The organism is Longibaculum muris, from assembly GCF_004343035.1.
Taxonomy (GTDB): Bacteria; Bacillota_I; Bacilli_A; order Erysipelotrichales; family Coprobacillaceae; genus Longibaculum; species Longibaculum muris.
In genome coordinates this window covers 124,556-135,107 of the sequence record NZ_SMCQ01000004.1, presented here as the reverse complement: position 1 = coordinate 135,107, position 10,552 = coordinate 124,556, and the positions used below count along the sequence as shown (strand labels likewise).

Below are 10,552 nucleotides of genomic sequence, written 5' to 3'. Positions count from 1 at the left end.
TTACGATATAAAAGTAATAAAAAGTTGACAAAAAAATAAAGCATCTATCAATGCTTTTTGAATTATACACATATCTAACTGTCAAAGACCCGAAATTACAACAAAAAATAAATTTTTATAAAAATGCAAAAAAATAGTTTCTTTTTTATCTTTTCTTGTTTCATGATATAATAAGAAAATGAATGGAGCGATGGATGAATGAGATGGATATTTTTTGTGTGTTTTGTTATGGGTGTTGTTTTTAAAATGATAATGATTTATTTTAATCAACAACAACGTCAATGTGCTTTAAGTGATGAAGTTAAAGATATTTATGATTCAACCACATATCAAAAATGGCAAGCCTATGAAAATGAAACAGATAAGATTGCTATTATTCAGGATTTGGTAGATATAGGTATTGCTATTTTTTATTTTTTTACGCCTATATTTTATCAAGTTTCAATGCTTTTTTCTTCGTCTATTTTAATTAGTTCATTAGGAATGTTATTGGTTTTTAATGGTTTTGAAGAAATAGTTGAAGTTATTTTTGATTATTATGAGACTTTTGTGATTGAAGAAAAGTATGGAATGAATACGACCACAAAGAAAACTTTTATTAAAGATTTTATAATATCTTTGTTATTGGATTTTGGATTGTTTGGTTTATTATTTGTTTTTGTTCACTATGTTTATAGATGGTTTTCTTATTATGGTTTTATTGTTATCTTTGTTATTTTAGGACTTATTGTTGGATGGATTCAAAAACATCCGATCTTTTTAATGCGTTTGTTTAATCAGTTTACACCATTACCAGAAGGACATCTTAAGGATACAATCGTTGCTTTATTAAATAAGCATGGTTTAAAATTAAAGGGTATTTATGTCATGGATGCTTCAAAACGTACAAAACGAGCGAATGCTTTTTGCAGTGGGCAGGGCAAGGAAAAAGAAATTTGTATTGATGATAATATGTTAGAAATGTATAGTGAAGAAGAAATTGTTGCAGTCTTTGCCCATGAACAAGGACATGCACTGTTAAAACATGCTGAACGTCAAAGATTTCTTAATGTTTTGATGGGTTTGATTTTATTTCTATGTTTTATTTTTATTTTTGTTCATCCAAGTTTATATGCAACTTTTCATATTAAGCAATTGAATTATTATATGGTTGTTGCGGTTTTAGGATGGGTATTAGGACCACTGATGATTGTTTTGGATATGATGATTAATCATTATTCACGTTTATATGAGTATCAGGCAGATGCTTTTGCTGCAAAGGAAGGATATGGTGAGGCATTGATTGATGTTTTAAAGAAACTGACAAAAGATGGATTGTCTAATATTCAACCACATCCTATTGTTGTTAAAATGTGTTATTCTCATCCAACTTTATCACAAAGAATATTAGCTATAAAAAAATATCAAGAAACCCATCAAATCAAATAGAAGTTCATGAATAGTTAACATCCTTTGTCTATACTGATGATGTTAACGTATAAAAGAGGAAGAAAAATGTTTGGATATATTGTTGTAAATAAACCAGAATTAAAATTTAAAGAATTCGATATATATCAGTCATATTATTGTGGTCTGTGTCAGACATTAAGAAATCAATATGGTCTTAAGGCACAGGTATCGTTAAACTTTGATATGACTTTTTTAGCTATGTTATTATCTTTGCTTTATGATGTACCCACAAAAAAGGTACATGAGCGATGTGTGATTCATCCAATGAAGAAGCATGATAAATTGCTAAATGATTGTATTGATTATGCGGCAAAGATGACGATTGTTTTGGCTTATTATAAATGTCAGGATGATTGGATGGATGAAAGAAAGCCAGTTAAACAGATTTATAAGAAAATGATTTCATCTCCTTATTTAAAGATTAAGGAAGAATATCCAAAGAAAATAAAGGTTATTGAGGAAAATTTACAGAAAATCAATGCATATGAAAAAGAAAATTATGATCATATTGATGATTTAGCTGGTTGTTTTGGGAGAGTCATGGGGGAGATATGTACTTATCAAGATGATATTTTCTATGATGATCTCTATGAAATGGGATTTTATTTAGGAAAGTTTATTTATTTACTCGATGCGTATGATGATATTGAGGAAGATATCAAGAAAAAGACATTTAATCCTTTTATTAAGGATTATCAGCAACCAGATTTTGATGAAAGGTGTCATGCCTTATTAGAGATGATGATTGCGAGAAGTGCAAATGCTTTTGAATGCCTACCTATTACAGAGAATGTTGAAATTTTGCGCAATATCCTTTATAGTGGTGTTTGGAGTAAATATGAACTACGTAAGATGAAAAGATCGGAGGATAAGAAATAATGGATCCATATCAAATATTGGGGGTTTCTCCTAGTGCATCAGATGACGAAGTTAAACAAGCTTATCGTACATTAAGTAAAAAATATCATCCTGATGCGAATATTAATAGTGAACATCAAGCAGAATATACTGAAAAATTTAAACAGGTACAAAATGCTTATAAAACAATTATGGATAGTCGAAAGAAAGGCTTTACTCAGCAGAATTTTGGGGGACAAGGTCAAAGTCAATCGACTTATCAATATAATGGAAATGAACAAGCAGCTTTTAATGATGCTGCGGCTTATATCAATGCTGGACGTTTCCAGGATGCTTTAAATGTCTTAGAACAAATTCGTACAAGAAATTCAATTTGGTTTTATTATAGCGCACTAGCAATGAATGGTATTGGAAACAATGTTACAGCTTTAGAATATGCTCAAACAGCTGCGCAAATGGAACCAGGGAATATTCAATATATATTTTTAGTTCAACAATTACAGGCTGGATCTGGTCAATATCGTTCAACTCAACAAAGCTATGGTTCACCTTATTCGGCAATCAATTGTTGCTATAGCTTTATGATGTTGCAATTATTTATGTCTTGTTGTTGTAGATGTTAATAAAGGAGAAGAAAGATGAGTAAAATTATTGGTATTGATTTAGGAACAACAAATAGCTGTATGGCTTTTATTGAAAATGGGAAAACAACAATTATCCCTAATAGTGAAGGAGCAAAGACAACACCTAGTGTGATTGCTTTTACAAAAGATGGTCAACGATTAGTTGGTGAGAGTGCAAGACGTCAAGCAGTTACAAATCCAACGCAAACCATTGCTTCTATTAAGCGTGTAATGGGAACAAATTATACAAAAAGAATCAATCAAAAAGATTATACCCCTCAAGAGTTATCAGCAATGATCTTACAAAAATTAAAGATTGATGCACAAAATTATTTAGGTGAAGAAGTAAAACAAGCAGTTATTACGGTACCAGCTTATTTTAATGATGCACAACGTCAAGCAACAAAAGATGCTGGAAGAATTGCTGGACTTGAAGTGTTAAGAATTATTAATGAACCAACTGCTGCGGCTTTGGCTTATGGATTAGAAAATAGTTATGGTCAAAAAATTATGGTTTTTGATTTAGGTGGGGGAACATTTGATGTTTCGATTATTGAAATTGGTAATGGAGTAATTGAAGTTTTATCAACATCAGGAGATAATCATTTAGGTGGAGATGACTTTAATGAATGCTTAGCTCAATATATTTTAAGTGAAATCAAAAGAATGTATCAAGTTGATTTATCCAATGATTTAATGGCTAAACAACGTATTAATGAAGCAGCTGAAAAAGCCAAGATTGAACTTTCATCAATGACTTCAACAATTGTCTCATTACCATTTATTGCAACATCTTCAGCTGGTCCAATTAATCTTGAAATGACAATCACAAGAGAACTCTTTAATCGTTTAACACAAAAACTTGTTGAACAAACAATCTTACCAATGCAAAATGCTTTAAATGATGCTCGTTTATTACCAGCTGAATTAGATAAAATCATCTTAGTAGGAGGTTCATCACGTATTCCTGTAGTTCAAGAAAAAATTAAAGAAGTGACAGGAATTATTCCAAGTAAATCATTGAATCCTGATGAGTGTGTTGCAATGGGTGCAGGGATTCAAGGAGGAAAGCTTTCTGGTGATGTTTCAGCAATGGGAAGTTATGATGTTTTGTTGTTGGATGTAATACCTTTAACCTTATCGATTGAAACAGTGGGTGGAGTCGCTACACCGTTGATTGATCGTAATACAACGATTCCGACAAGTCATAGTCAAATTTTTACGACATCTTCGAATTTTCAAACACAAGTGGAAATCAATGTCTTACAAGGTGAAAGACCTTTAGCAAAAGATAATAAGAGCTTAGGAAAATTCAAATTAAAGAAGATCAAACGTGCTATGCGTGGAGTTCCTCAAATTGAAGTAACTTTTGATATTGATGCCAATGGAATTGTCAGTGTTTCAGCTAAAGATTTAGCAAGTGGCAATATGCAAAGTATTACAATTGAAAATGGTTCGCATATGTCTGATGATGATATTGAAAGAGCAATTCATGAGGCTCAACAATTTGCTAGTCAGGATGCTTTATTAAAAGAAAGATTGGTTTTCAAAAATGAAGTAGAAAGTTTAATTATGCAAGTTGAAGGGGCTTTATCACAAAATGGTAAACAATTAGAAAAAACTGTTAAATCACAAATCAAAGATGAGCTTTCAAGTTTTAAAAAGTTAACAAAGAAGGTTAATTTTGAAACATGTAGTGATGAAGAATTTGAAAATATAAAAGTGGCAAAACAAAGATTAGAAGATACAGCTGGAATTGTCTTAACAATGTCACAAAATCAAATGTAGTGAAGATATTTAAAAATCTTCACTTTTTATTTTACAAATGGCGAAATACCTATACTTTATGAACAAAAAGATGTAAAATATCTATAGAATATAAAAGAATGATTGAGGAATTTTTTATGAAGCAAAAGCAAAGCATGAGTGTTTATACGTGTATTTGGATTGTAGCAATTGTCATTCTTATTTTTTCACTATTTCAAAATATGGGGTATTCAAAAGTCATTAATTATAGTGGAATTGTAAGAGGAGGAGCACAGTTAGCTGTTAAAGAAGAATTAAACGGAGAACATGATGAACAACTCATTTTAAAATTAGATAATATTTTGCGTGAATTACAAACTGGAGAGGGTGAATACGACCTTATTCGTATTGATGATGATTCTTATCAAAAACAATTAGATGATATGCAAGTGACATGGCATTTGATGAAAGATAAAATCAATCATTTAGATCAGCAACAAGCACGTGATGAACTCTATGCTTTATCACAAGATTTTTTTACTCAAGCTGATAAAATGGTGGCAACAGCTCAATCAGTTTCAGATCAACATCTTTTTAATTCAATAGCAATGTTTTTTATTTACTTAATAATTACAGGTGGTGTTTTTGCTTTTTGGTATCGTTATAAACAAAAACAAATTCAACAAGTCATGTATACGGATAAATTAACGGGATTATATAATGGAGCAGCTTTTGAAATTGAAGTTCAAAAACATAGTGAAAGTGCTATGAATGAATCAGTCTTGATTTATTTTGATTTAGATGATTTTAAATATTTAAATGCAACATATGGTTATTTATTTGGAAATCAGATGTTAATTGCGATTGCTAAAGCATTGCGTGAGTTTGTTGATGGTAGGGGGTCGTGTGCAAGAAATAGTAATGATTGTTTCTTTGTGTTTACCCATTATCATAAAAATGTGATTAATGATTTAAAAACATGTATTATTCAATCAATAAAAAATGAAATTGAATTTGATATTAGTGATGATATTACGTTTACTTTTGGAGCTTATCGTATTCAAAAAGATATTTCAATTCAAGATATGATGGAGAATGCTTTATTGGCTCATAAAAATGCAAAAACAAGAGGAAAGGGAAATGTTGTTTGGTATGATCAAAATCTTTTGGATAAGATTTATCAAGAGGGACTGATTATTAATCAGATGCATCGTGCTTTAATTGATGGTGAATTTCAAATGTTTTTACAGCCTAAATTTAAAATTCCTTCATTAGAGATTGTTGGAGCTGAAGCACTGGTGAGATGGCATATGAGTGATGGAAAGATTCTTTATCCAGATGAATTTATTCCTTTATTTGAAAGTAATGGTTTTATTTATGATTTAGATTTTTCAATTCTAGAACAAGCTTGTCAATTTATTCATGAACGTCAATTATATCATTTTATTATTGCTGTGAATTTTTCAAGAGTGACAATTCATCATAAAGACTTTTATGAACGTTTTAAAGGGATTATTGAGCGTTATCAGATTCCAGTGAAATGTTTAGAGATAGAAATTACTGAAAGTGCTTTTAATGATTTATCTTCAACTATATTGAATATGTTGATGAGATTAAGAAATGATGGTTTTGTTGTTTCCATGGATGATTTTGGAAGTGGTTATTCTTCTTTGAATTTATTAAATACTATGAGTGTGGATGTTTTAAAGATTGATCGTGTCTTTTTATTAAAACAAGATGAAAAGAAAGTAAAGATTATTGGTTTGATTATTGATATAGCAAAGGCTTTAAATATGAAAGTGATTTGTGAGGGTGTAGAAACAAAACAAGATTTAGAGTTACTCACCAGATTAAAATGTCCTTTAGGACAAGGATATTATGTATCTAAAGCAGTGAATGAAGAAGAATTTATTGAAAAGTTTTTAAATAAAATGGAAGAAGGCTAATGAAGCCTTCTTTTATTTATGGTAGAATAAAAGATAAGGAGTATGATTTATGGAAATAAGAGAAGTGAATGAAAAAGATATAGAGAAGATTGCGATGATTGAAAAGGCTTGTTTTCCTAAAGAAGAAGCTGCAACTTATCAAGAATTTTTAGCAAGATATCAAAGTTTCAAAGAATGTTTTTTAGTTGCTTGTCAAGATCATCAAATTATTGGTTTTATTAATGGTTGTACAACCAATCAACCTTGTTTACCTGATGAATTGTATCATGATTCATCATTACATCAAAAAGATGGTGCTTATCAAACCGTCTTTGGTTTAGATGTTTTACCTCAATATCAAAGACAAGGAGTGGCTGCTGCTTTGCTTAATGCTTTTATAGATTTAGCTAAGAAGCGTCATAAAAAAGGAATGATTTTAACATGTAAAGATCATTTAATTCATTATTATCAAAAATTTGGTTTTGTTCATCAAGGAGTATCCGTCTCTTGTCATGGTGGAGCAAAATGGAATGATATGTTATTGGAATTTGAGGAATTGTAATGGATTATGTGTTTAAAAGGTTAGATAAAGCGGATTTAAATGATGCTGTTGTTATTTTTCAAGCAGCATTTTTACAAGCGCCTTGGAATGAAGAATGGACAAAACAGCAGGCATATAATCGTTTGATAGATTATATGGAGACAAAGATGGGGTTACATCTTGGAATTTTTGTTGAACAAAGATTGGTTGGTTTTATTTTTTCAAGAAAGATGACTTATTTAGAGAGTTATGAATTATGGATTGACGAAATATGTGTTGATCCAAATTATCAGGGAAAAAGCACAGGTTCTGCTTTGATGGACAAGCTAAAAGAAATTTGTTTGAATGAACATATTGAACGTATTTGTTTGGTCACAAAAAGAGGAAAATTAAGTCATGGTTTTTATTATAAGATGGGATTTGATGAAGATGAATCTTCAGTTTGTTTGATTCATCAATTAGATAAAAAATAGGAGAAGATGATGGTGAAAAAAGAGCTTTTTGATTATATTATTGAGCTTCAAAGTTTAGCACAGAGTGGGCTATATTATGGTCATGATGCGTATGATAAAGAAAGATATGAACGAATTAGAGAAATCAGTGCTGAACTAATGGCTTTGTATTTAAATCAACCTGTTCATCATATTCAAGATGTCTTTTGTCATGAAGTTGGTTATCAAACCCCAAAATTAGATACAAGGGCTGCCATTTTTAATGATGAAGGAAAGATTTTGCTTGTTCAAGATCCTAAAGGATTATGGGCATTACCTGGTGGTTGGGTTGATATTGATACATCTATTAAAGAAAACACAGAAAAGGAAGCAAAGGAAGAATCAGGATTGGATGTCAAAGCGACAAGAATTATTGCGATTGAAGATCGTGATAAACATAATTTACCACGTTATCTCTATAAGATTATTAAAGTTTTTGTTTTATGTGAAAAGATATCAGGTACATTTACAAAAAATCTAGAAACTGTGGCAGCTGATTATTTTGATTTAGAACATTTACCAGAACTTTCCCTTGATCGCAATAACTTTGAACAGATTCAAATGTGTTTTGAGGCGTATCATAATCCTCTATGGCAAACTTATTTTGATTAAAAAAAAGTGGTTTTAGATACAATCTAAACCACTTTTTTAAAAATATGTTTTTGTATAAACGACTTTTCCAATAATACGAACAGGTAAATATTCAACTTCTTCTTTAGTAAAATAACGATTTTCAACCTGTGGATTGGTTGCTTCTAAAATCAACATATCAGGTTTTTTAATGATTTTTTTAACTGTAACTTCATCATCACCAATCATTACCACAGCAATCTCTCCAGAAGCAACACTTTGACATTGCTTAATCAAAGCTAAATCACCATCCATGATTCCTGAACCGGTCATAGAATCACCTTGAATTTCCAAAAAGTAATCACCTTTATAAAAATCCTCCTCAGTAATTTCTTCTTCGCCCATATAGTTTTCTTGGGCAAACATATTATAACCGGCTTTTGCATAGCCAAGAATAGGACGTTTTAAATGAACTGATGAGCCTTTAATGATAGGTTCAACATCATAACCTAATATTTCATTTAGACGTTGTAAAGTTTCATCTTGGATTCGTTTTACATCACCTGAAATCCAGCGACCAACAGTTGATTTTGTAACACCCAATTTTTTGGCAATTTCATCATTTGTTAATTGATGACGATATTTATAATCTTTAATAATGTCTTTGAGTTCCATAAAATCCCTCCTTATGCATATTATAACTAATCATACAACAAAAATAAAGTATTTTTAAAAAAATAAAAAATAAGTTGCATAAACTATTGAAATTTGCAACATCACTCGTTATAATAGAAGCAAGGAGTGAGGCATATGTGGGATAGAGTTATTGTTCATGCAGATTTAAATCATTGTTATGCACAAATTGAGGAAATGTTGTATCCAGAATTGAGAAAGGTACCAATGGTTGTTGGTGGAAATGAAAAGTCACGTCATGGAATTGTTTTGGCTAAGAATGACTTAGCTAAAGAATTTCATATTCAAACGGGTGAATCATTACGTGAGGCTTATGAAAAATGTCCGCATCTATTAGTGATTCAACCACATTATGAAGATTATAAGTATTATAGTGAAGAAGTTAAAAATATTTATCGTGAATATACAGATAAGGTTGAAAGTTTTGGGATTGATGAAGCTTGGATTGATTTAACATCGTCACAAAGATTATTTGGAGGTGATCCGATTGCGATTGCTAAAGAAATTCAAATGCGTGTTTATCATGAATTAGGATTATCTGTTTCAATGGGAGTAAGCTATAATAAAATATTTGCTAAATTGGGTAGTGATTTTGATAAAAAAATGGGCTTTACAGTGATTTCTAAAAAGAATTTTAAAGATGTTGTTTATCCTTTACCAGTGGAAGATTTGTTTTATGTTGGTAAGGCTACAACCAATAAATTAAAAGATAAAGGAATTTATACAATTGGTGATATTGCAAGAAGTCATAAAGAATATTTGAAATCATTTTTAGGAAAAAATGGCGAAATGATTTGGTATTTTGCCAATGGGATGGATGTGAGTGAGGTTGCATTATCTGATAATGAAAGAATGCCAAAATCGATAGGAAATGGAATAACTGCTATGCATGATCTTTCTACTTTTGAAGAAGCTAAAGATGTTTTTAGAGTTTTGGTAGAATCAGTGGCATCACGTTTAAAGGACAGAAATCTTAAAGGTTCAGTGATATCGATTCATTTACGTGATAATGAATTGAACAGTTATACAAGGCAAAAGAAGATTGATATAGCAACGAATATTTCTAGTGAAATCATGCTGGTTGTTGAACAACTTTTACAGGAAAATTGTTTAGGGTCTTGTTATGGGTATTTAGATCGTCCCTATCGAAGTGTAAGTGTTTGTGTAAGTCAATTAGCTGATGATTCTTCTCATGTTCAATTAAGTCTTTTTGTTGATGAAAATCAACGTCAAAAGGAAAAGAAAATTGATAGAGCTATTGATGAAATTAGAAATAAATTTGGCTTTGAAAAAATTAAGCGCTGTTGTATGGAAATTCATAGAGAATTGACAAACTTTAATCCTAAAGAAGATCATGTTATTCATCCTGAAGGGTGGTTTAAATCATTGTGAGATTATATAAACGTTATGTAGATATGATTGTGATGACAAATAAAGAAGGCAAGCTTAAACCACTTTATATGATTTGGGAAAGTCGTGAGGGCAAAGAGAGTTTTCGGATTGATAAAATTCTTGATATTCGAAAAGCAAGTTCACAGGTTGGAGGATGTGGGCTCTTATATGAATGCATGATTGATGGAAAGATAAGAAATTTATTTTATGAAAGAAATCGCTGGTTTATTGAAAGTTATCACCCTTAAATATATTTTCTTATAG

Annotated in this window: 11 protein-coding genes; 10 read left to right on the top strand and 1 reads right to left on the bottom strand. The window is 30.5% G+C overall.

Going from position 1 to position 10,552, the window contains the following annotated elements:
• Positions 1–198 precede the first annotated feature (198 nt).
• The 8 genes from EDD60_RS05110 to EDD60_RS05075 all read left to right on the top strand — a co-directional run bounded on the left by EDD60_RS05110 (position 199) and on the right by EDD60_RS05075 (position 8,245).
• A complete protein-coding gene (locus tag EDD60_RS05110) occupies positions 199–1,428 on the top strand; it encodes a M48 family metallopeptidase (protein WP_066445692.1) in 1,230 nt (409 codons plus the stop codon).
• Between the two features lie 66 nt (positions 1,429–1,494).
• Positions 1,495–2,328, top strand: a complete 834-nt coding sequence (locus EDD60_RS05105) for a DUF5685 family protein (RefSeq protein ID WP_066445689.1) — start codon at positions 1,495–1,497, stop codon at positions 2,326–2,328.
• Complete coding sequence (locus EDD60_RS05100; RefSeq protein WP_066445688.1) at positions 2,328–2,930, top strand: J domain-containing protein; 603 nt, start codon at positions 2,328–2,330, stop codon at positions 2,928–2,930. The genes EDD60_RS05105 and EDD60_RS05100 overlap by 1 nt, the downstream gene beginning before the upstream one ends.
• Before the next feature lie 15 nt (positions 2,931–2,945).
• Positions 2,946–4,718 carry a molecular chaperone DnaK gene (dnaK, locus tag EDD60_RS05095; protein ID WP_132226297.1) on the top strand — a complete coding sequence of 591 codons (1,773 nt, stop codon included), beginning with the start codon at positions 2,946–2,948 and terminating at the stop codon, positions 4,716–4,718.
• A gap of 116 nt (positions 4,719–4,834) precedes the next feature.
• Positions 4,835–6,622, top strand: a complete 1,788-nt coding sequence (locus tag EDD60_RS05090; protein ID WP_066445685.1) for a putative bifunctional diguanylate cyclase/phosphodiesterase — start codon at positions 4,835–4,837, stop codon at positions 6,620–6,622.
• A gap of 49 nt (positions 6,623–6,671) precedes the next feature.
• Positions 6,672–7,163, top strand: a complete 492-nt coding sequence (locus EDD60_RS05085; protein ID WP_066445681.1) for a GNAT family N-acetyltransferase — start codon at positions 6,672–6,674, stop codon at positions 7,161–7,163.
• A complete protein-coding gene (locus EDD60_RS05080) occupies positions 7,163–7,615 on the top strand; it encodes a GNAT family N-acetyltransferase (protein ID WP_066445679.1) in 453 nt (150 codons plus the stop codon). Before EDD60_RS05085 ends, EDD60_RS05080 begins: the two co-directional genes overlap by 1 nt.
• A gap of 9 nt (positions 7,616–7,624) precedes the next feature.
• The gene (locus EDD60_RS05075) at positions 7,625–8,245 is read left to right on the top strand and encodes an NUDIX hydrolase N-terminal domain-containing protein (RefSeq protein ID WP_243646636.1); all 621 of its coding nucleotides are present in this window, start codon (positions 7,625–7,627) and stop codon (positions 8,243–8,245) included.
• 36 nt (positions 8,246–8,281) lie between these two features.
• On the opposite strand, the gene EDD60_RS05070 is transcribed toward EDD60_RS05075, so the two are convergent.
• Positions 8,282–8,878: a LexA family protein gene (locus EDD60_RS05070; RefSeq protein WP_066445678.1), complete on the bottom strand. Its 597-nt coding sequence runs from the start codon at positions 8,876–8,878 to the stop codon at positions 8,282–8,284.
• A 135-nt stretch (positions 8,879–9,013) separates the two neighbouring features.
• Here EDD60_RS05070 and EDD60_RS05065 point away from each other — a divergent pair, with 135 nt between their 5' ends.
• Both EDD60_RS05065 and EDD60_RS05060 read left to right on the top strand, forming a co-directional pair.
• Positions 9,014–10,288, top strand: a complete 1,275-nt coding sequence (locus tag EDD60_RS05065; protein WP_066445677.1) for a DNA polymerase Y family protein — start codon at positions 9,014–9,016, stop codon at positions 10,286–10,288.
• A complete protein-coding gene (locus tag EDD60_RS05060) occupies positions 10,285–10,536 on the top strand; it encodes a hypothetical protein (RefSeq protein WP_066445675.1) in 252 nt (83 codons plus the stop codon). Before EDD60_RS05065 ends, EDD60_RS05060 begins: the two co-directional genes overlap by 4 nt.
• The last annotated feature ends 16 nt before the right edge of the window (positions 10,537–10,552 follow it).